Source organism: Calditerricola yamamurae (assembly GCF_054654135.1).
Window position 1 is genome coordinate 141,140 of sequence record NZ_BAAIFH010000004.1, and the last position, 22,332, is coordinate 163,471.

General features: G+C 63.2%; 17 protein-coding genes. 9 read left to right on the top strand and 8 right to left on the bottom strand.

Annotated features, from left to right (window positions below; translation table 11 throughout):
* Window positions 1-3: 3 nt before the first annotated feature.
* Both ACYQ0Z_RS02090 and ytpR read right to left on the bottom strand, forming a co-directional pair.
* A complete protein-coding gene (locus ACYQ0Z_RS02090) occupies window positions 4-2,676 on the bottom strand; it encodes a DNA translocase FtsK (RefSeq protein WP_459863973.1) in 2,673 nt (890 codons plus the stop codon).
* Window positions 2,677-2,806: 130 nt separating this feature from the next.
* Window positions 2,807-3,442, bottom strand: coding sequence for a YtpR family tRNA-binding protein (gene ytpR / locus ACYQ0Z_RS02095; RefSeq protein ID WP_459863975.1), 636 nt, complete (start codon window positions 3,440-3,442; stop codon window positions 2,807-2,809).
* 174 nt (window positions 3,443-3,616) lie between these two features.
* Here ytpR and ACYQ0Z_RS02100 point away from each other — a divergent pair, with 174 nt between their 5' ends.
* The gene (locus ACYQ0Z_RS02100; RefSeq protein WP_459863977.1) at window positions 3,617-3,994 is read left to right on the top strand and encodes a hypothetical protein; all 378 of its coding nucleotides are present in this window, start codon (window positions 3,617-3,619) and stop codon (window positions 3,992-3,994) included.
* A 57-nt stretch (window positions 3,995-4,051) separates the two neighbouring features.
* On the opposite strand, the gene ACYQ0Z_RS02105 is transcribed toward ACYQ0Z_RS02100, so the two are convergent.
* Window positions 4,052-5,179 (bottom strand): HAD family hydrolase, encoded by a 1,128-nt coding sequence (locus tag ACYQ0Z_RS02105; protein ID WP_459863979.1) that lies wholly within the window; start codon window positions 5,177-5,179, stop codon window positions 4,052-4,054.
* A gap of 462 nt (window positions 5,180-5,641) precedes the next feature.
* Here ACYQ0Z_RS02105 and ACYQ0Z_RS02110 point away from each other — a divergent pair, with 462 nt between their 5' ends.
* From ACYQ0Z_RS02110 to ACYQ0Z_RS02140, 7 genes are all read left to right on the top strand, one after another.
* Complete coding sequence (locus ACYQ0Z_RS02110; protein WP_459863981.1) at window positions 5,642-6,682, top strand: LacI family DNA-binding transcriptional regulator; 1,041 nt, start codon at window positions 5,642-5,644, stop codon at window positions 6,680-6,682.
* Between the two features lie 105 nt (window positions 6,683-6,787).
* The gene (locus tag ACYQ0Z_RS02115; RefSeq protein ID WP_459863983.1) at window positions 6,788-8,728 is read left to right on the top strand and encodes a glycoside hydrolase family 15 protein; all 1,941 of its coding nucleotides are present in this window, start codon (window positions 6,788-6,790) and stop codon (window positions 8,726-8,728) included.
* A 308-nt stretch (window positions 8,729-9,036) separates the two neighbouring features.
* Window positions 9,037-10,257, top strand: coding sequence for an ISL3 family transposase (locus ACYQ0Z_RS02120; protein WP_459863364.1), 1,221 nt, complete (start codon window positions 9,037-9,039; stop codon window positions 10,255-10,257).
* Between the two features lie 702 nt (window positions 10,258-10,959).
* Window positions 10,960-11,763: a hypothetical protein gene (locus ACYQ0Z_RS02125; protein WP_459863985.1), complete on the top strand. Its 804-nt coding sequence runs from the start codon at window positions 10,960-10,962 to the stop codon at window positions 11,761-11,763.
* Between the two features lies 1 nt (window position 11,764).
* Window positions 11,765-12,598 carry a hypothetical protein gene (locus ACYQ0Z_RS02130; protein ID WP_459863987.1) on the top strand — a complete coding sequence of 278 codons (834 nt, stop codon included), beginning with the start codon at window positions 11,765-11,767 and terminating at the stop codon, window positions 12,596-12,598.
* Window positions 12,599-12,602: 4 nt separating this feature from the next.
* Window positions 12,603-13,286, top strand: coding sequence for a hypothetical protein (locus tag ACYQ0Z_RS02135; protein ID WP_459863989.1), 684 nt, complete (start codon window positions 12,603-12,605; stop codon window positions 13,284-13,286).
* Window positions 13,283-13,939 carry an ABC transporter ATP-binding protein gene (locus ACYQ0Z_RS02140; protein WP_459863991.1) on the top strand — a complete coding sequence of 219 codons (657 nt, stop codon included), beginning with the start codon at window positions 13,283-13,285 and terminating at the stop codon, window positions 13,937-13,939. Before ACYQ0Z_RS02135 ends, ACYQ0Z_RS02140 begins: the two co-directional genes overlap by 4 nt.
* Before the next feature lie 72 nt (window positions 13,940-14,011).
* Here the strand turns inward: ACYQ0Z_RS02140 and leuB are convergent, their stop codons facing one another.
* From leuB to ilvB, 5 genes are all read right to left on the bottom strand, one after another.
* Window positions 14,012-15,106 (bottom strand): 3-isopropylmalate dehydrogenase, encoded by a 1,095-nt coding sequence (leuB, locus tag ACYQ0Z_RS02145; RefSeq protein ID WP_459863993.1) that lies wholly within the window; start codon window positions 15,104-15,106, stop codon window positions 14,012-14,014.
* Complete coding sequence (locus ACYQ0Z_RS02150) at window positions 15,099-16,730, bottom strand: 2-isopropylmalate synthase (protein ID WP_459865067.1); 1,632 nt, start codon at window positions 16,728-16,730, stop codon at window positions 15,099-15,101. Before ACYQ0Z_RS02150 ends, leuB begins: the two co-directional genes overlap by 8 nt.
* Before the next feature lie 10 nt (window positions 16,731-16,740).
* Entirely contained in the window at window positions 16,741-17,754 is a 1,014-nt protein-coding gene (gene ilvC / locus ACYQ0Z_RS02155) for a ketol-acid reductoisomerase (protein ID WP_459863995.1), read from the bottom strand.
* Window positions 17,755-17,836: 82 nt separating this feature from the next.
* On the bottom strand, window positions 17,837-18,349 hold the full coding sequence (gene ilvN / locus ACYQ0Z_RS02160) for an acetolactate synthase small subunit (RefSeq protein WP_459863997.1): 513 nt from the start codon (window positions 18,347-18,349) through the stop codon (window positions 17,837-17,839).
* Window positions 18,349-20,022 carry a biosynthetic-type acetolactate synthase large subunit gene (ilvB, locus tag ACYQ0Z_RS02165; protein WP_459865069.1) on the bottom strand — a complete coding sequence of 558 codons (1,674 nt, stop codon included), beginning with the start codon at window positions 20,020-20,022 and terminating at the stop codon, window positions 18,349-18,351. The genes ilvN and ilvB overlap by 1 nt, the downstream gene beginning before the upstream one ends.
* Before the next feature lie 833 nt (window positions 20,023-20,855).
* On the opposite strand from ilvB, the gene bcaP reads away from it, so the two are divergent.
* Complete coding sequence (bcaP, locus tag ACYQ0Z_RS02170) at window positions 20,856-22,259, top strand: branched-chain amino acid transporter BcaP (RefSeq protein ID WP_459863999.1); 1,404 nt, start codon at window positions 20,856-20,858, stop codon at window positions 22,257-22,259.
* The last annotated feature ends 73 nt before the right edge of the window (window positions 22,260-22,332 follow it).

Sequence of the window (22,332 nt, forward strand, 5' to 3'; positions counted from 1 at the left end):
GCTTCAGGCCGGATGCACCGGCCGGTCAAACAGGTCGCGATACTCCTGCTCGGTGATGTGCACCGTTCGCGGTTTCGATCCGGACGGGGCAGAAATCCATCCGCGCGCTTCCATCGCGTCGATGAGGCGGGCGGCACGGTTGTACCCGATCCGAAAGCGCCGCTGGAGCATGGAGGCCGAGGCCTGGCCTTGTTCAATCACAAATCGCACCGCCTCGGCCAGCAGTTCGTCGTCCACGTCGCCGGCTTCCCCCACGGAGCGGAGCAGGTCGTCGCGGTCGAACCAATAGGCTGCTTCACGCTGCCGGCGAACGTGCGCGACGACGCGCTCGATTTCCTCATCGGAGACAAAACAGCCCTGCAGGCGGCGCGGTTTGGGGTCGCCGCTGTCGAGGTACAGCATATCGCCGCGCCCGAGGAGCTTCTCCGCCCCGGCCATGTCCAGAATGGTCCGCGAGTCGGCCTGCGACGAAACGGCGAAGGCGATGCGCGTCGGAATGTTGGCCTTGATCAGCCCGGTGATCACGTCCACCGACGGGCGCTGCGTGGCCAGCACCAAATGGATGCCACAGGCACGCGCCTTCTGGGCGATGCGGCAGATGGCCTCCTCTACGTCACCGGGCGCAACCATCATGAGGTCGGCCAGCTCGTCGATGACGATGACGATGTACGGGAGCGGGCCCGTGCCCTCCTCGTCGCGCGCTTTGGCCAGGCGGTTGTACCGTTCCAAATCGCGCGCGCCGCAGCGGGCAAAAAGCTCATAGCGCCGCTCCATCTCCTGCACGGCCCACTGGAGCGCTGCGGTGGCCAGTTTGGCATCGGTCACCACCGGCGCCACCAGGTGCGGGATGTCCTGGTACGGCGTCAGCTCGACCATCTTCGGGTCGATGAGCAAGAGGCGCACCACTTCCGGCGACGCCTTGTACAGCAGGCTGATGAGCAGCGCGTTGATGCATACGCTTTTGCCCGACCCGGTCGCGCCGGCGATGAGGAGGTGCGGCATCTTGCGCAAGTCGGCCACCACCACGTCCCCGCCGATGTCCACGCCCACCGCTACAGCCAAGGGCGACGGGTGGTGTTGAAACGCTTCGTGGGCGACGATGCGCTTGAGGAACACCGGCTCCCGCGTCCGGTTGGGCACTTCGATGCCGACGGCCGAGCGCCCGGGAATGGGCGCCTCGATACGGATGTCCCGCGCCGCCAAATTGAGCTTGATGTCGTCGGCCAGCGCCGTAATCCGGCTCACCTTTACCCCCGGTTCGGGCTGCACCTCGAAACGCGTCACGGTGGGCCCGTGCGTAGCACCCGTCACGCTGGCCCGCACGTGAAAATGGCGCAGCGTCTCCTCGAGCCTGCGCATCTGTTCGGCGATAAACGCCTCGTCCTCCCCGGCACAGGGCAGGGGATCGTCAAGCAGGTCGAGGGAAGGCGGGACGTAGGGCGTGTCGGCGTCCCGGCGTGCGTCATCCCCTGCAGCCGCAGCGTCCGACCGTTCCGGAGACGCACCGACGGCTTTGCTCTGCGGCGCACCGGACATCGCCGGGTGACCGCCCGAGGCACCAATTCCCGCCGGCGCGGGCCGCTGGCCCCCATGGTCTGCCGTGACGCCGGAGCCCTCCGGCACGCCATCCGCTCTCCCTTGCCTATGGGCCGAATCCTCCGCATGGGCCGCATCCGCCGTTGAACCCGGTGCACTGTCCGACGCCGCTGTTCCGTGAAAACGCACGATGGCGATACTACCCGGAACCGGGCGCGCCAGCACGTTAAACGGCACGTTTTGCGCAGCCAACTGGGCTTTGAGCCTCGGCGGGATCGCATACCGCACAGTGTAGGCAACCGGCGGGGGAACGGCATCCGCCGGCGGGCACGCATCCGGATCCGCGCCGGAACCTTTCCCGTCGGCATCGGGCGTGTCCCCTTCCCCCTCCGTTCCTCGGGACTCGTCCTCCCCCTCCGGAACGCCTTCCACCACCCGCACCGCCGGCTCCGCAGCGGGGGCGGCTTCGTCTGCCGCGGAAGCAAGCCCGTTCACGCTTGCGGGAATCCCCTCGTCCACACGGGAGGTGTCCTCCACGTCCGCCACGGGTTCCGCCGCCCTCGTTGCGGCGGCCTCCTCAACGGCGCGGGTAACCGCTTCTGCCGGAGAGGCGGTCTCTTCCCCGCTGGGCGTAGAGGCTTCCTTCGCCGCAGGAGGTGTCGTCTGCTCCACCTGAGGGGTTCCTTCGCTCCGGGGCGGCGAAGGACGCTGCGGTCGCGACCGGAAGCCGAACACCGGCGATGGCACATCCGTCGGGCGAAACGGTGCCGGCCGCGGCTCTGTATCGGAGGTGTTCGACCGGATCCGCTCGCTCGCCAGCTCGCTTCCCATCGTCAACCCGCTCCGTTCCCCAAAGCGGTTCCCGCGCTGCCCAGGTATCGGTGCCGACAGCCCTTCGTCATCCGGCACGGCGGGAAAAGGAAACGGCCGCTTCCGGGCACGGGGGCGTAGCGGCCCACTGGGCATCACAGGTCCCGCGACGGGCTTCGTCAACGGGGGCGTTTCATCCGGATACACCGTCATGATGCGGGCTTTGGCCCGCTTCATCGCCTGAACCGGGTCATCATCCAAACCGCTTGGCGTTGACGCTTCCTTTGCCAGCCATGCTTTTACTTGTTTCCAGAGCTTCTTCCAGTCCATCGCGAAAACTCCCTTTTCGAACAATGGGGACGGTTCCGTTCATCTTTCCTACTTACCTCGTTTTCGCGACGGCAGGCCAAATTCCTGTCCGCCACGCGAAAATCGGCCGCAAAACAGAACGCGGAACCGATCAGGCCCCGCGTTTCACCTGTGCGTAATCGTGTTCGGCAAAGGGCGCACCCACGGGATAGGCACGCTCATCCAACACGAGGATGCCCTTTTGCTGTGGCGCGCCCTTCATTCCCAGCTCGCGGGCGGCGCAAATCATGCCCTCGGAATCGACGCCGCGCAGCTGCGCCGGCTGGATGCGCAGGCCATTGGGCAGGACGGCGCCGGGGAGGGCCACCACCACGGTCTGCCCGGCGGCCACGTTCGGCGCGCCGCACACGATCTGCCGCAGCCGGCCGTCCCCTACGTCCACCCGGCACACGCTCAGCTTGTCCGCCTGCGGATGGGGCGCCTTCTCCACCACGCGTCCAACAACAATGCGCGGGACAAAGGTGAGCCGTTCCCCAACGCCCGCCTGCGCCAACGCCGCGTTGAACAGGTCAACCCGCTCCTGGCTGGCCAGGGCCACGCCCACAACCGGCCAGGTGGTGTATTGGGAAAAGCGGAACAGGTTGATGCCCGCCAGCGTCCCGTCTTCCCGACGCCGGATCAGAACCGCATCGCCCGCCCGCTCGACCACGCGCTCCCCTTCCGGCGCATGGTCGACAGCGGCCAGGACGACGTCGCCTAGCCCCTGCGGATTGTACACAAAATACATCTCCACCCCACTCCTTCTCGCTCGCGTTTCCGCCCCCCATCATACCACGGAGCCTCCGGACGCGCCAAACGAAACACAGGCCGCGCCCGGCCTTCCAATCTCCCCCTTCTGTTCCCCACGACTCGGTGTGCTACAATGAAAGGAAACCGTTTGCGCGTAAAGGATGGGATTGCCGTGCGTTCAAGCTTCGTCCGTGTTCGCGACATCGCCGGGGAAGTGAAGTTTTGCCACGTGCTGCGCGACGTGCGCACGACGGTGACCACGGAGGAACTCGTGATCCAGCGTCCGCACGTCTCCTTCCGCATTCCCCTCGCCAACATTGTCAGCCTCGTTCCGTATACCCCCGACATGCCGCTGACGCCGTCGTCGCCGCTGCCGCTTCCCGCTGCCATCCCCTTTGCGGGAAGCCCCTACCGCATCACCGTCACCGGCATGACGGTGTATACGCGAAACGGAAAACGCGACTGGTCGCGCGCCGATCTCGTCGTTCCCCTATCGCGCGTGCTGCTGGAACAGCTCGCCTGCTACAGCCGCCTCACCGTTTTTCGCTGACGGGGAGGGGGCGCACGTCGGCGCCCCGCTGCGGTGCGACAGCCCTCGAGCCCCTCGCTACGTCAGCAGGGTGACGAGCTGCGTGACATCCTCCAGGATGTAGTCGGCCCCGTGCTCCACAAATTTCGCCCGCGCCCTGGCTCCTTCCAGCCCGGTCAGCGTTGCGGCAAACCGGCAGCCGATGCGGCGCGCGGCGAGGAGATCGGCCAAGGAATCGCCGACGATCAGCACCGCATCGGCTTCGCCGACGGGCAGTGCGGTGCGGAGCACGACCTCGTCGGGCGTCGATTTGCCGAACAGGGCCTTGAGGTACGTGTACGGGTGCGGCTTGGCCAGGGGTGCCGCGTCCGGGTGCACCCGCTCGGCCGCCAGCACGTCGCTGGCGGTGACCACGGCGTCGGGGTCAAAGAAGGACAGCAGCCCCAGCGCCGAGAGGGGGACCACCGTTTCCGTCGTCGGGCGGCCCGTGCCGACACCGAGGCGGATCCCCCGCCGGCGAAGCGAAGCCAGGAGATCGCGCAACGCGTCGGGCGGGGCGAGGGGAATCTCGTCTTCCAGAAAGCCGCGCTTTCCGGGTTGGCTCGTTGGCCGGCCCGTCGTCTCTTCATACCGCTCGTCGCCCAGGTACCACTCCTGAAACGCCTCCCGGCACAGTTCCCACAGCGCGCTGTTGCGCGAGAAGATCTCCGTTTCCACCCCCGTTCCCCGGGCCGCCACCTCGTTCAGGTGGAAGAGCAGCTCCGCTTTGACGGCCGGCGACGGCGCAAAGGCGTCGACAAAGGCGTCGTACCGGGGCACAAAGCCGAGGCCCCGGGCGCGCGCGCCGATCTCCTGCAGCACGCCGCGGTCGATGGGACCGCGGAGCACGTCGCGCACAAAAGAGCGGTCCTTCCGGGCCAACTGTTCAAGAAGCAGGATCAGCTGGTAGGAGAAGGTCAGGAAGACCATGTCCCAGTTGGAATTGAGGCCCCGGCTCTTGAGGAAGGACAGGACGCGGTCGTTGGCGAACACCTCGCGCCGCACGCGGCGGATGGTGGGCTCGTCCGGCGTCGGCGTGAAGCCGAGGTCGAGCCCCAGGTACTGCCGGCTCCCCAACAGTTCCCACACGCACAAGGCCGAGGCGTCAAAGTAGCGTTCCTCGCTCAAGAATACGCCGTCTACGTCGAACAGGATGGTGCGGTACACGGTTGCGCTCACTCCAAATTGCATTTTTCTATCACTGTACCACGACAGAACGGTTCCGCCAATCCAACACCCTCCAAAAATCCCGGTGGACCCCTGCGCGTCCCGCAGCTGGCCACGCGGTAGGCGTCGTAGATATTCAAGGCATACAGGCCTACGCCAACGGCTGCCTCTGGGTTCGATCCAAGGGAAAGCCAAGCGTCTCCATTGCCACCCGGCAACCTGTTGGTGCGAACGTTTGCACTGAATAACAGAAAACTGTTTCTTATCTGACAATAGTAACGCCTCCAGCTCTGCTTGCTTTATCCATAATCACTACAATCGGGCGGTTTTCCTCTTGGTCCTCGACGAAAATTCTTGGACCTTTTCCCCTTGACAGGGGAGTGGACCGGGGGATACAGTACTGCTAAGGCAAACGTTTGCATTATCCACGACATCCCACGGCCAAGTCAACAGGAGGCGCCCATGTCGGTCACCATCAAGGACGTGGCGCGGCTGGCCGGCGTCTCGCCGTCCACCGTGTCGCGTGTTCTCGCCAACCATCCGAAAATCAGCCAGGAAACGGCACGCCGCGTGCGCGAAGCGATGGAGCGGCTCGGCTACGTGCCCAACGCGGCGGCCAAAAGCCTGGTGTCCCAAACCACACAAACCCTCGGCATCATCCTGCCGCGTGCAGCCGAGGAGCTCTTCGTCAACCCCTTTTTCCCCGAGGTGTTGCGCGGGATCTCCGTACAGGCCCAGCAGGCCGGCTACGACCTCTTGCTCGCCGCCGGCTCAACAGACCGGGAAGAGCGGGAAGCGGTGGCACGCCTGGTGCTGGGGCGGCGGGTGGATGGGGTCCTTCTCCTTTGTTCCCGTTCGGGTGATCCCGTCATCCGCTTTTTGCGGGAACAGCGCTTTCCTTTCGTGCTCATCGGTCGCGCCGAAGACGACGAGGGAAGCGGCGAGATTGTCAGTGTCGACACCGACAACGTGCGTGCTGCCTACGACGCCACCCGCCACCTGTTGGAGAAGGGACATCGCTGCATCGCCTTCATCAGCGGACCGCAAACCTTTGTCGTCAGTCAGGACCGCCTGGCCGGCTATCGGGCAGCCCTGGCGGAAGCGGACATCCCCGTCCGCCCGGAATGGGTGATCGAAGCCCCCTTCCTGCAGGAAGGCGGCTATCTGGCCCTCGACCGCCTGCTCCACATGCCCGAGCGGCCCACGGCGCTGGTGGTCACCGACGACATCATCGCCATCGGCATCCTGCGCAGGCTCTATCAATACGGATGGCGCGTTCCCGACGACTTGGCCCTGGTCAGCTTCAACAATGTGGCCCTGGCAGAACTGACCACGCCGCCGCTCACAACGGTGGACATCGACATCTACCGGTTGGGTACAACGGCAATCAGCCTGCTGTTGCGCCGCATCACCGGCGAAGTGCTACCCTCCCCGCGCGTCATCGTTCCCCACCGCCTCATCGTGCGGGAATCGTGCAAATCGACCACCCTGCGCCGCCACTGAGCGGGAACCCTTTCTCCCCCCGCCACGGTCCCCTCTCCCACCGGCTGCAAGAGGGTCGAGCGTCATCGTGACCGAACACGCGATGGAAGGAAAGGAGCGAATTTCGTGTCATCCAAACCGCTGCGCAATGACGCGATTGTTGGCGACGGCCTCATGCTGGCCGCCTTCAGCTGCACCGGGGAGCTGCTTCGACTCTGGTGGCCCCACGGTGACGGCCCGCAGCACATCGGCCAGGCGCGCATCGGCCTAGTTCGCCTGGATAACCCGGCTGCGCCGTCTCCCCCCTCCTGGCTCGACCGTTCACCCTGGTCCCACCGCCAACGGTACCTGGACGACACCAACGTCCTGGAGACGGAAGCCGTTCACCCAACGTGGCCCGTCCGCGTCACGGAAACGGCGTTTGCCGTCCCGGGAAAAGCGCTGCTCGTGCGCGCCCTCACCCTCGTCAACACGGGCGGGACGGCCCTTCCGCTGCGTGTGATCCACTGCGCCGCCTTCGTCATCGAGGAGCACCCCTACTACCAGGCCTGCTACGTGGCGGAGGAGGGCAACGCCGTCGTCCACTACCGGCGTCCCTACGCCTTTGCCGTCGGGAGCAGCCGGGAAACGTCCGGTTTTCAGGCCGGGCACGCCTTTGCCGACGCCGCCGACGGCCGCCTGTCGGGCAGCGACATCGCCATGCACCCCGAGGCGGCCCTGTCGTGGGACATCACGGTGCCGCCCGGCGGCCGCGTGACACTGCCGATCTTCATTGCCGCCGGCCTGTCCCCGAACGACGCCCTCGCCCGGCTTAAGCGCGCCCTGGCTACGCCGGCACACGAGTGGCTGACGCAAACGGTGCAGCACTGGCGGACCAAGGTGGCCCGAGCGGCCCCCCTGTCCGCGGCGGACGAGACGCTCCAGCGCCTGTACCGTCGCTCCGTGCTCGTCTTCCACCTCATGGCCGACCGCGAGACGGGCAGCGTGCTGGCCGCGCCGGAGTTTGACGAGGCCTTCACCCGGTGCGGCGGCTACGCCTACTGCTGGGGGCGCGACGCGGCGTACATCACCGTCGCCTTCGACCGCGCCGGGCTCACCAACCTGTCGCAAGCCTTCTACCGCTGGACGGCCCGGGCGCAGAGCCCGGACGGATCCTGGCAGCAGCGCCACTACCACGACGGGTTCCTTGCGCCCTCGTGGGGGCTGCAGGTCGACGAGGGCGGTTCCATCCTGTGGGGGCTGTGGCAGCACTATCAGGCTACGGGCAACCGCGCCCTGCTCGACGAGCTGTGGCCGACGGTGGAAAGGGGAGCGGAATTCCTGCTGGCCTTCCGCGACCCCGAGACAGGGCTGCCCCTTCCCAGCCGCGACCTGTGGGAAGAGCGGGACGGCGTGCACACCTATTCGGCCGCCGCCGTCTACGGGGGCCTTGTGGGTGCCGCGCGCATCGCCGAGACGCTGGGCCGCACCCCCCACGCGCGTCGCTGGCAGGAGGCGGCCGACGCCATGCGCCGCGCCGTGCTGACGCGGCTGTGGAACGCCGATGCCGGCGTGTTTTATCGCTCGACCCGCCTCCGCGTCGACCGGGAGACCTACGAACGCTCCGACGTGCCCGGCAAGCGCGTCGTGCGCACATGGAAGGGCTACACGCGCTACGAGCTGCCCGTCGATCCGGTAATCGACGTCAGCCTGCTCGGCCTGGCCGTGCCCTTCGGCCTCCTTTCCCCCCACGATGAGCGGATGCGCCACACGGCCGAGGCGGTGGCCGAGCGACTCACCGTCCCCGGTGTCGGCGGCCTCAAGCGCTACGAGGACGACACCTACGCCGGCGGCAACCCGTGGATCCTCACCACGCTGTGGCTGGCCCTGTACGACATCGCCGCCGGCAATCGCGAGCGGGCGCGGACCCTCTTCCAGTGGGCCGTGGAGCACCGCACGCCCCTCGACCTTTTACCCGAGCAGGTGCACCGCAAGACCGGCGAACCGGCGTGGGTGATCCCACTCACGTGGTCCCATGCCATGTTCGTGCTTGCGGTGCGGGCGCTCGACGAGGCGGGGTGGGTGTAAACCGGCAGGCAAAAACCGTACAGACGCCGCCTTCCGGTTCATTGTCTCCCCCTGGCTAACGGCAAAGAAACGCCCTCGGCTTTCACACGGCCGAGGGCGTTTTCGCGTCTTGTGAACCGTATCCATTTTCGCCTGCCGACATATTCGAACAAAAGTTGCGATGATGTTGCATAACGATCTAGATTTGTCGTGATTTCCCATGAAGATAGGCTCTACGCTAAAAAGTGTGGGTTCTAAGAGGAAAAGGCGGTCGACGAGCCAAGGGATAGTTAAGCACACCACATCCCGAAGGAGGCTCGCGACCGCCTATGAACAAGCTTACCGCAGAAATGTTCGGCTTACAATCGTGGATTGTTTACCGTATCGTGCATCAATCCGATGGTATTCACATCTACGCCGGTCGGCCGCGTAAGGAAGCGCGGTGTCCGGATTGTGGACAGCTGACACGCCGCGTCTACGATCGTGCGCGCGAATGGAAACGGAAGCTGCACACCTGGTGCAACGAGAAACCGGTTTACCTCTGGGTACGTCCCCGGCGCTTCCAGTGCACGGCCTGTCGAAAAGTGTTCACCGAACGCTTTCCTGGTATTCGCCCCTGGGCACGCAGGACCGAACGGGCCGAAGCCCTTTTGCTCCAGCGCCTGAAAGCAGGCAGTTTTCGTCGTGCCGCCCAGGAAAGCGGAACAAGCACCAGCACCTTGCGCCGTCTGCTTTTCCGGTGCGTAGGCCAGCAGGTAAATCTCGAGGAAGCCCTCCGGGATGTTGATGCGTTCGTGCTGAGCATCGATGAACACAGCTATCGTGGCCGTGACATGATGGTTACGGTCACATGCGTGTGGCCAAAACGGTGCCTTTTGGCCATCTTGCCGGATGACCGCATGAAAACACTGGAGCGCTTTTTGCGCCAGCTGCCGGAGACGGTTCGTCAGCGGATTCAGGCCGTGTGCATCGACCTGAAGGATGCTTGGCGTCATGCCGTGAAGCGCGCTTTGCCCGGCGCTGTCATCGTGGCGGATCCGTTTCACGTCATCCAGGACGCGAATCGGCGGGTTGACGAAGCACGGCTTGTGGAACAGCAGGTGACCGGGGTGCGCCTGAGGCGCTGGCCGCTTTTGAAGAACGAGGACGACCTCACCGAACGCCAAGCTGCCCAGCTTGCCGCCATTCGGAAGCATCACAAGAACGTGGCCCACTTTCACTGGGTCAAAGAGCAGCTGCGAGACGTTTACCGTGCTTCCAATCGAGACGAAGCCGCAGCCATCCTGGACCGCGTGATCTTTGAGGCCCAGTCGGCAAGCGATGCCGCGCTCCTGCAGTGGGGACGCACGCTCCGCCGCTGGCGCGAGGCGATTCTGGCTTACCACACCTGGCGTGTTTCGAACGGCTACACGGAGGGCGTGCACACCAAGATCAAGCTGCTCAAACGAATCAGCTACGGCTTCCGTAACCGTGAGATCTATGTGCGAAAGATGCTCCTCGCTTTTATACCCTTGGCTTGGTTGACCTCCCATCCACAGTTATTGACTTAGAGCCATGAAGATATTGACAATTGATCGACGTGAATCTATCATTGGAGTAGATGATTTGAAAAACAAGTACTTTTTAACGGTGCTTAAGTCGGTACAGGGGTTCTGCAGGATATGGGGCAACATCGTGGGGCAACAAGAGAGGAGGGATGAAAGTCACAAGGGTATAAATTAATTTAATTAATTGATTTAATTCACCTTAAATGCAAATCATTTAGATTATAGGAGGGAGCAACATGATTTCTACTCGTATTAAAAAACCCGTGGCACTGTTGACCCTTTCGGCAAGTCTGACCTTATTGGGGACAAGCCTCGCATTCGCCCGAAACATTGAATCCTATGACCTAATTGTTCCACGCTTGGGAGGAACCGCATATACAAATCCGACTGTCAAGGTCAACTCCTCAAGAGGTGTGGACAACAACACGAGCATTGGTGGAGGATACGTCCAATATACCGCCATTTATCGGGGTACCACCACTCAAGTGACACAGCAAGTAGAAATTAGGAGTGGATCCCGCGTAATCCTTCCGTACTATTCTGGGCAGAACCAACCCGGTACAGGCTACCGATTGGGTCATACCAATAAACTGACTACGCTCGTAAACGTTCAAGCACGAGGAACATGGAGCCCAGACGAGTACTAAGGTTCTAAAACGCTAAAAATATAGTAAACTATTCTTAACGGTTTTTTAAGGGGCCAGAGTGGCCAGCAAGAATTCTTGGCTCTCTGGCTCCTTTGTTGATAGGGGTGAAAAGGATATGAGACGCTATCTCGTACTTGAAATCAAACGATCTATTTTCTCTTATCCATTCCTCATCGGCTTGTTGATCGCCATGGCCGGTATTGCGGCATGGACCCTTCCGAAATTGCAGTTTGCCAGCGAAATGGGAGCGCTTCGCCTGTTTCTCTGGCTACACGACGGATACATCTCCCTTCTTGCGCCGGTTATCGCAACGATTCCCTTCGCACAATCCTACGCGATTGAACGAAACAGCGGGTTTTCAAGATTTGTGATGCAGCGACTCTCGCTGGCCCGCTATCAGACCGCAAAACTGGTGAGCAACGCGTTGGCAGGGGGGCTTGTTCTTGTAATTCCACTGGTGAGCGCCCTCATTTGGGTAACGGCGAAGTACCCCATGACCGTACCCGATCCGAACGGAACCCCCCCCTTTTTCCAAAACCTCGATCCCCCGGATCCGCTCGTGCATATGGGGTTGCTCATTGGCCTGGCGTTTTTGTTTGGCGCCACCTACGCAACGGTCGGACTGGCAACCTCCGTACTGTTCCGCAACCCCTATTATGCCAACGTCATTCCCTTTGCCATTTATATCATCTTCGGCTTCCTCTTCGGCCTTTTTGGACTGGGGTATCTTGAACCCTCCGTTATGTGGCGACCCAGCAACAACACGTTCGCCACCCCGGCCACCGTTGCCCTGCAATACCTGGTCGTGTGGTCCATCAGCCTGTTTGTCTACATCCGATTTTTCCGGGCAAAGGAGGAGTAAGGTGAACCGTTCCGCGTATGCCCTGGCTCGCTTCTACGCCAAGCTCGCCCTACGGAATCCCGCCACGCTCTTTGCCATGGGCGGAGCAATCGGCTATACCGTACTCACAAGCATGGATGAAGCAACAAGGCTCCAACACAACGGGCTGCGATTGAACCTGCTGGAGGCGATGTTCCAGATCTTTGATAACCCGCTCTATACCACCTATGGATTGTTTGTCCCTTTTCTTGTCATCGTTTCTCCTTTGTTTTATTTCAAAGACATGGAGCGGCTCATTGCTTATCGCGCTTCCCAGCGATCCGATCTCTGGATCGCAAAGGTCTTGGCCATCGTGCAGATCACCATCGTTTTCCTCAGTACGGCGTTCCTCATCGCTCTGGCGATCACCGCGCTTCAGTACCCGGTGGCGTTTGAATGGAGCGACGCATATGCACAATTGGCCAAGTCCTCCACCAACCCGGCCGAAAGCCCGGGTTATCGCGTGGCCAATGCATACCTGTACCAAACCCACAACCCGTTGTCGGTGCTCGTTCTTCAAGTGCTGTTGTTCTTCGCAAGCTTTGTGCTCGTCGGTGTACTGAGTGCGGTGTTCGCGCAGATCTTTCAGCGACCAGCCGTCACCCTTATCCTTGTCGCAATGTATTGGATCATCGCCCAGACGCCTGCAGGAATCGTTCCCCCCGTCCTGACGTTTCTCTCGCCGCAGGCGCATCTGCTTTTGCAAACGCGCTCGTTTGCGTTCCCCTTTACCGTCTCGTTCCTGTACCTTGTCCCAACCCTTGTCTTGTCCTTCATGCTGGGGCAGATGAAAACCAACAGGGCCATTCTGGGGTGATGACGTGGCAACCGATTTGCTGAAACACCGCATCCTGTTGGGAGCCGTCTTGGGGCTTCAGCTTCTGACATGCTGGGTGCCGTATTTTCGTTTTTTCAGCCCTTCCCCCGTCCTCCAGGAAAGTTGGCTGTCCAGTGTGTCCACCGCTTTCAGCAGTGTGCTCGTCCTGTTTTGGACCTGGCTTATGGCCATCGGGCTTATCGGGGTCGGAGCCTACTGGAGTACCGAGGTAAACGACCGGTTCGCCCTCGAAGCATGGCGCCACGCTTCCTTCCAATCGTGGATCGGGCAAAAAATTCGGTTCGTCTTGCTTCTCAACGCGGTCGTATACGGGTTGACGCCTCTTCCTTTTCTGCTCGTCTCCTATCCCGGCGAGGGGGTTTCCGTTCTTTTGCTGACCGCCTTTCTTTTCCTGTACAGTACCCATTTATCGGTTCTCTTTCTCCTTGCAACGCTGCTGGGAGCAAAAACGGCTTACGCGTTTACCTGCACGCTGTCGTACCATGTGCTCAACCTGCTGCTGGATGGGGTGGGTTGGCCCAACACGCTCCAATACTTCCTGATCGGTGAACAGGCGGGGATTGCCTCCTTGGCCATTGTCACCGGGCTACTTGTTCTCATGATCGGGATGATGATCGGGAAAACAACCCCCACAACAATCACAAGACGAGGGAGTGAGTACCAGTGACATCCCCTTTTCTAAAAGTCGACGCGATTTCCCTCACCTTGAAAAACGAACCGATCCTGAAGAATGTCTCATTCGAAGCCTACCCCGGTGAGGTGGTCGGCATCGTCGGCCGCAATGGGTCGGGAAAAAGCATGCTGTTCAAGTGCATTGCCGGTCTGATCATTCCCCAACAAGGGGAAATCTGGGTGGGCAATTTTGCGGTGGTTCGCGAGAGACGTTTTCCCCCCAACCTCGGCGCGTTGATTGAAAAGCCCGGGTTTATCGGATCCCTTTCCGCGTACGAAAACCTCAAGATCCTCGCGTCGATTCAAGGAAAGATCGGCGACGCAGAAATTCGGGAAGCCTTGCGCATTGTCGGACTGGAACATGCCGCCCGGACGAAGGTTCGGAAGTTCTCCGTCGGGATGAAACAGCGCCTCGGGATTGCACAGGCGATCATGGAAAAACCCAACCTTCTGCTCCTGGATGAACCCACAAGCGGGCTGGATGCGGACGGCGTGGCCATGCTGCACGATCTCGTCAAGCGGCTGAAGGCGGAAGGCGTCACGATTCTGCTAACGAGCCACATCCGCGAAGACATTACGGCCTTGAGCGACCGCGTATTGGAGATGGAGAGCGGGGTACTGAAGGCGCTGGACCCCGCACCGATCTGAAGAAAACCTTTTGCGCAACATAAGCGGCTGACGACCGCGTTCCGTCGTCAGCCGCTTTTGGATTGGCATGCGTTATTTCACCAGCGCCGCCTCCAGCGCCGCCACCACCCGATCGCCCATAGCCTTCGTGCCGACGACGGGGTCGCCGGGCTCGGCCAGGTCGATGGTACGGACGCCCGACTCGAGGACGCGCTTGACCGCGTCCTCCACCGCCGCCGCGGCCGCCTCGTCGCCGAAGGTGTGGCGCAGCATGAGGGCAACCGAGAGGATCGCCGCCAGCGGGTTGGCCCGGTCTTCGCCGGCAATGTCCGGCGCCGAACCGTGTACCGGTTCGTACAGCCCGAACCGGCCGTCGGCGAGACTGGCCGACGGCAGCATGCCGATGGACCCCGTCAGCACCGCGGCCTCGTCGCTGAGGATGTCGCCGAAGAGGTTTTCCGTCACCACCACGTCAAACCGGCGCGGGTTGAGGATGAGCTCCATGGCAAAGGCGTCGACAAGGAGGTGCTCCAGCTCGACATCCGGGTACTCCGCCGCCACCCGTGTGGCCACCTCCCGCCACAGGCGCGAGCTTTCCAGCACGTTAGCCTTGTCGACCGACGTAACCCGCTTCCGCCGCCCGCGGGCCAGCTCGAAGGCGCGCCGCACGACGCGCTCAATTTCCGACGTGCGGTACACCAGGGTGTCGACAGCCTCCTCCTCCCCCTCCGGCGTGCGCGTGCGGCGCTTTTCGCCGAAGTAGAGGCCCCCCGTCAGCTCGCGCACGATGAGCACGTTGGCCCCCGCCAGGTAGGCGCTTTTTAGCGGGGAAGCCGGCAACAGCGCGTCGAAGGGGGTGACGGGCCGAAGGTTGGCATACAGTCCGAGGGCCTTACGCAGGCCGAGGAGGGCCGCCTCGGGCCGCTTGTCGGCAGGCAACGCGTCCCACTTTGGCCCGCCCACGGCGCCGAGGAGGACGGCGTCGCTCGCACGGCACAGGTTGAGCGTCTCGTTGGGCAAGGGACGGCCGACGGCGTCATAGGCCGCGCCCCCGATCAAGCCCTCGCGCACCTCCAGCACCACGCCGCGGTGCGCCGCCACCGCCTCGAGGATGCGCACCGCCTGCACCGTCACCTCGGGCCCAATGCCGTCGCCGGGAAGAACGGCAACGCGCCAGCGTTCAGCCACGGGGCGTCACCTCCAACGCGTCGGCCTCCCGCACCGCACCGCCGCGTCTCGCCACGATCCGGTTGAGGGCGTTCAGGTACGCCTTGGCGCTCGCCTCCAGCACGTCGGTGCTGACGCCGCGCCCTTGCACGGTCACGTCCCCCTGGCGCAGGCGGACGAACACTTCGCCGAGGGCGTCGGCTCCGTCGGTCACCGAGGCAATCTTGTAGTCGACCAGCTCCACCGCCTCCCCCGTGGCCCGGTGCAAGGCTTTGTAAATCGCGTCCACCGACCCGTTTCCACAAGCCGCCTCTTCCCGCATCTCGCCGTTTGCCGTTCGCACGCGCACGGTAGCCGTGGGCACAAAGGCGCTGCCGTAGGTCAGCTGCAGGCCATCGAGTACAAAATGTTCCGGTGGGTGGGCCAGGCGCTGCTCGACGAGGGCAAGAATATCATCGTCGGTCACCTGCTTCTTGCGGTCGCACAATTCCTTGAACTGCCGGAACACCGCGTCGAGCTGCTCCCCCTCCAGGTTGTACCCCAGCGCGCGAAGGTGCTCGCGGAAGGCATGGCGTCCGGAATGCTTGCCAAGCACGAGGCGGTTGGATGCCAAGCCCACCGTCTCGGGACGGATGATCTCGTAGGTGCTGGCCTCCTTCAGGACGCCGTCCTGGTGGATCCCCGACTCGTGGGCGAAGGCGTTGGCCCCAACAATGGCCTTGTTCGGCGGCACGATCATTCCCGTCAGGCGGCTGACGAGGCGGCTGGTGCGGGCAATCTCCGTCAGCCTCAGCCCGGTGGTCGCCTGGTAGACCCCCTTGCGCGTCTCCAGGGCCAGCGCCACCTCCTCGATGGCCACGTTGCCGGCCCGCTCGCCGATGCCGTTGATCGTCCCCTCAAACTGGTCGGCCCCGTTTTGGATCGCCGCCAGGGTGTTGGCCGTGGCCAGGCCGAGGTCGTCGTGGCAGTGGGCCGACAGCCGCACCTTCTCGATTCCCGGTACCTTTTCACGCAACAGGCGGAACAGGTAGCCGTACTCCTCGGGCGTCAGGTAGCCGACGGTGTCGGGGATGTTGATGGTCGTGGCCCCGGCGCGCACCGCCACGGTGACCACCTCGACGAGAAAATCGTGCTCGGTGCGCCCGGCGTCTTCGGGCGAAAACTCCACCTCCGGAAACTTGGCCGCCGCGTAGCGCACCATTGCCTCGACGCGCGCGAGGACCTCCTCCTTGCTCATGCGCAGCTTGTATTGGCGGTGAATGGGCGAGGTGGCCAGGAAGGTGTGCAGGCAGGGCTGGGCGGCGCCGCGCAGCGCCTCCCACGCGGCGTCGATGTCGGCCTCCACCGCCCGCGCCAGGCTGACCACACGGGCGTCCTTGATCCGCTCAGCCACCGCCCTCACCGCGGCGAAATCGCCTGGAGACGAGGCGGCAAACCCCGCTTCGATCAGGTCAACCCCCAGCCGCTCGAGCTGCAGGGCGATTTCTACCTTCTCCTCGATGCTCAAGTTGACGCCCGGCGACTGCTCGCCGTCGCGCAGCGTGGTGTCGAATACCAGGATCTTGCGCATCCGCCCAACCTCCTTGCATGTCGTATGCTGGCCACGCCATGGTGCGCGCCCGCCGCGCCGCGACGGGCGCGGGATCCTCCGGCGCTTACCGGCTCACCGGCACGTCTTCCCGCTTCTTCTGCCACGCCATGAGTGCCCGCAGCCGCGCACCCACCTGCTCGATGGGGTGTTCGGCTTCCTGGCACCGGCGGGCGTTCATGTACGGCCGGCCCGTCTGGTTCTCCAGGATCCACGTACGGGCAAAGGTACCGTTCTGGATTTCGGCGAGGACCTTCTTCATCTCGCGGCGCACCTCGTCGCCGATGATCCGCTTGCCGATGAGGTAGTCGCCGAACTCGGCCGTGTCGCTGATGGAGTGGCGCATGTTGGCCAGCCCGCCCTCGTACATCAGGTCGACGATCAGTTTGAGCTCGTGCAGGCATTCAAAGTAGGCGATTTCCGGCTGGTAGCCGGCTTCGACGAGGGTCTCGAACCCGGCCTGGATGAGCGCGGTGACGCCGCCGCACAGCACCACCTGCTCGCCGAAAAGGTCGGTCTCCGTCTCTTCGCGGAAGGTCGTCTCGATCACCCCAGCCCGCGTGCTGCCGATGCCGCTGGCATAGGCCAGTCCCAGCGCCTTGGCATGGCCCGTGGCGTCCTGATGCACGGCGAGGAGGGCCGGCACGCCAAAACCTTCCGTAAAGACGCGGCGCACGAGGTGGCCCGGCCCCTTGGGCGCCACCATCACCACGTCAACATTCTCGGGCGGGACGATCTGTCCGAAGTGGATGTTGAACCCGTGGGAAAAGAACAGGGCTTTACCGGCGGTGAGGTGGGGCGCAATTTGCGCGCGATACACCTCCGGCTGCTTCTCGTCAGGCAGGAGGAGCTGGATCACGTCAGCCCGCGCCGCCGCCTCGTCCGGCGTGTACACGGCAAAGCCGTCCCGCTCGGCCTGCTCCCACGACTTGCCGGGCCGCACGCCGATGATCACCGAAAACCCGCTGTCGCGCAGGTTCTGCGCTTGGGCATGTCCCTGGCTTCCATAGCCGATGACGGCAATCGTTTTCCCTTCCAGAACGGAACGGTTGACATCCTTTTCGTAATACAGCGTCGCCATGCGCACGTCTCCTCCTCTTCTGGATTCGGGAAATCAATATAGGTAGAAACGCCTTGCTCCTCGGGGGATTCCCCCGGCGACCTCACCCATGAACGGCCTGCTTGACCGAACCGCGCATCATCGCCGTCACGCCGGTACGCGTCAGCTCCTTGATGCCGTAGGGGCGCAACAGCTCGATCAGCGCATCGATCTTCTCCGGATCCCCCGTCACCTGAACGATGAGCGACTGGGGCCCCACGTCCACCACCGACGCGCGAAACGGCTCGACAATTCCCTGGATTTCCGTCCGCACCGCCGGCGTGGCGCCGACCTTGATGAGGGCCAGCTCCCGCTCGACCATCGGGAACTCGCTGACACGCTGCACCTTGATGACGTCGATCAGCTTGTGCAGCTGCTTGCTGATCTGCTCCACCACCCGTTCGTCACCGCGGGTGACGATCACCATGCGCGAAAGCCCCGGCTCCTCACAAGGCCCCACGGTGATCGACTCGATGTTGAACCCGCGCTGCCCGAACAGGTTGGCCACCCGCGCCAGCACGCCCGGCTGGTCGTTGACGAGGATCGCAAGGGTGTGCCGCTGCTCATCGCGTCGCATCAGGCCTCATCTCCCAGCACCATTTCGTCCAATCGCTTGCCCGGCGCCACCATCGGGTAGACGTTTTCCTCCGGCTCGACGACGCAATCGACGACCACCGGCTCGTCGACCTCCAGCGCCTCCTGCAGCACGGCCCGCGCCGCTTCCGGCGTCTCGACCCGCAGTCCGCGCAGCCCGTAGGCTTCGGCCAGCTTGACATAGTCGGGGCTCACAGACAGATCCACCTCGCAGTAGCGCTTCTGGTAGAACAGCTCCTGCCACTGGCGGACCATGCCGAGGAAGCGGTTGTTGATGATGACCACCTTGACCGGGATGTTGTACTGCTTCACCACGGCCAGCTCCTGCATGGTCATCTGGAATCCGCCGTCGCCGACCACGGCAATCACCGGCTTGTCGGGGCACCCCAACTTCGCGCCAATCGCTGCTGGCAAGCCGAAACCCATGGCCCCCAGGCCACCCGACGACACCAGGGAGCGCGGTCGCTTGAAGCGGTAGAACTGGGCCACCCACATCTGGTGCTGGCCCACGTCGGTGGTGATGATCGCCTCGCCGCCGGTCAGCTCGTCGAGGAGTTCGATGACATACTGCGGCTTCAGGCGGCCGTTGGTCGTCCGGTAGCGCAGCGGATACGCCCGCTTCCACGCGTCCAGCTGGGCAATCCACGCCGCCGAGTCGGCCGGGGTAAGACCCTCCAGCGCCACGGCAAGGGTACGCTTGACATCGCCGACAATGGGGATGTACGTGTCGACGTTCTTGCCGATTTCCGCCGGGTCGATGTCGATGTGCACAATCTTGGCGTGCGGGGCGAAGGCGTCGAGCCGCCCCATCGTGACGCGGTCATCGAAGCGGGCACCGATCCCGATCAGAAGGTCGCACTGGCAGATGGCCATGTTGGCCGCGTATGTCCCGTGCATCCCCGGCATGCCCAGATGAAGCGGATGACCGCTGGGAAAGCCGCCGATCCCCATGAACGTGGTGATGACGGGGATGCGCGCCGTTTCGGCAAAGCGGATGAGCTCCTCATGGGCGCCGGATGCGATCACCCCACCGCCGGCGAGAATGACCGGCTTTTTCGCCCCTTTGATCGCTTGCCGGAGCCGCTCCACCTGCAACGGGTGGGGATCGACAGTGGGCTGGTAACCGCGCAGGTTTACGTCTTCGGGATAGGTAAAGGGCGCCTTCGCCTCCGACACGTCTTTGGGAATGTCGATCAGCACCGGCCCCGGTCGCCCCGTCGTGGCGATGTGGAAGGCCTCCTTCACGATGCGCGGCAGGTCGCGTACGTCGCGGACGAAGTAGTTGTGTTTCGTGATCGGCATGGTGATGCCGACGATGTTCGCTTCCTGAAACGCGTCGGTGCCGATCAGCTGCTGCTTGACGTTGCCGGTGATGGCGATGAGCGGGACGGAATCCATCTGCGCCGTGGCGATGCCCGTCACCAGGTTGGTCGCTCCGGGCCCGGAGGTGGCAATCACCACGCCGGGTTTCCCCGTGGCCCGGGCGTAGCCGTCGGCGGCATGCACGGCACCCTGCTCATGGCGGGTCAGCACGTGGCGAATGGCCACATCGTACAGCGTGTCGTAAATGGGCAGCACGGCGCCGCCCGGATAGCCAAACAAGACCTCAACGCCCTCCAGGATCAGGCAGCGGAAAAGAATTTCCGCTCCGGTCATTTCGCGCCCCACATCTTCCTGTACGCGTTCCAGTATGAACGTTTCAGCCGTCGCCGCTTTGCTGGTCATCCCCCACTCCTCCTCTCTCGATCGCACAAGGTCATCCTCAAAAATGAAAGCCCTTTCACCCCGCCTCCCCGACGGGAGGTGCTGGGGCGAAAGGACTTCGCGGTACCACCCAACTTCGCCACGGTCTCGCGACACGTGGCCTCAGCGGGTATGCGACGCATACCCCGGCCCGTAACGGGGGCCTCCGTCATTCCCTACTGACGGCAGGATGCCTTGCCTGTTCGTGCGCGGCTCGGTCCCGCCGCGTTCAGGAATACGGCTCCAAGGAGAGCACGCCGCAGACGGTACCCGCCCGGCTTCCAGCCGCAGGCCGGGCTCTCTGGAGGGTCGCGTTCCACGGCGTATGGCCTTTTCCTCGCCTTTCCCCTTGTGATTTTGTTCCGAATGATCAGTATTGGAATGCAATGACATTCACTCGGAACAGTCGGAATATTGGTGTGAGATGTTAGTTGGTATTATAACCGCCTCCCCGGTACGTGTCAACGGCCAAACGGCAAAACCCCCACCGCCCGGATGGCGGCCGCTCCGCACCGCGAAACAAACCGGACGGCGGGGGAAATGCGTTATCGCTTTTTTGCTGCAAAGCACATTCGCGTTTTTGCGTTAAAAGGGGAAGAAAAAAGCATGCAGGCGTGTGGCCGGAACAATCCACGCATACCGACTTTGACGTTGCAAACATTTTCAGATAGGATTTACCCATCATTCGAATCGCTTTCTTTCGGTAAGGCAATCCTACCTACCGCATCTCTTGGAGGTTACGTCCGATGAGTGTATGGCGCAAGAAACCGATTCCCCAGCTGTTGCAGGAAAGCGAAAAAACGTCACTGCGCCGTGCCCTCAGCGCCCTGGACCTGGTGCTGCTCGGTATCGGCGCCATCATCGGGACGGGAATCTTCGTCCTCACGGGCGTGGCGGCGGCCCAACATTCTGGTCCCGCCCTGATCCTTTCGTTTATCCTGTCGGGGCTCGCCGCCGCCTTCGCCGCGCTGTCGTACGCAGAGTTCGCCTCAAGCGTCCCAATTTCGGGCAGCGTTTATACGTATACGTACGCCACGATGGGCGAGTTTCTGGCCTGGATTATCGGCTGGGATCTCATCCTCGAGTACACGCTGGCCGTCAGCGCCGTGGCCGTCGGATGGTCGGGGTACTTCCAGAGTTTGTTGTCCGGTCTCGGCCTCACCCTCCCCCACGCCCTCGTCAAGACACCCTTTGAGGGCGGGCTGATCAACCTCCCAGCCGCGGCCATCGTGCTCTTCATCGCCTGGCTCCTGTCGCGCGGGGTGGAAGAAAGCACCCGCGTCAACAACCTGATCGTGTTCCTGAAGGTCGCCATTGTGCTCCTGTTCATCCTCGTCGGCACCTTCTACGTCAAGCCGGAGAACTGGTCGCCGTTCATGCCCTTCGGATGGGCGGGCGTATTTAGCGGCGCTGCCGTCGTCTTCTTTGCCTACTGCGGCTTTGACGCCGTCAGCTCGGCGGCCGAAGAGGTACGAAATCCGAAGCGCGACCTGCCGATCGGAATTATCGGCTCCCTGGCCATCTGCACCCTCCTGTACATCGTGGTGGCGGCCGTCCTCACCGGAATGGTCCCGTACACCGAGCTGAACCACAGCGCGCCGGTGGCCTTCGCCCTGGAAATGGTCGGCCAGAACTGGCTGGCCGGCATCATCTCCGTTTCAGCGGTCATCACCATTACGACGGTCATCCTGGTGATGACCTACGGCCAGACGCGCATCTTCTACGCCATGTCGCGTGACGGCCTGCTGCCAACGGTGTTTGCCCGCGTGCACGAGCGGTACAAGACGCCCTACCTCGGCACCTGGGTCACCGGGATGGTAGCCGCCACGCTGGCCGGCTTCATTCCGCTGGGCCGGCTGGCCGAGCTCGTCAACATGGGCACGCTGACCGCCTTCGTGCTCATCCAGATCGGCGTCCTCGTCATGCGCTACAAGCAGCCCAACCTGCCGCGCGGATTCCGCGTTCCCGGCGTGCCGATCACGCCCATCCTCGGCTCCCTGGTGGCCCTCTTCCTGATGTTCAACCTACCGCCGGTCACCTGGACGGCCTTCTTCATCTGGCTCGGCGTCGGCCTCGCCGTCTACTTCCTCTACGGCTACCGGAACAGCAAGCTGGCACAATCCGCCGCGTACGAGCGGCAGAGCGCGTGATCGCCGGGCTGCCTCGTAGCCGGCAACGCGATGGGGACCACACCCCAAAAGGACTGCCATTCGTCCCGGAAAA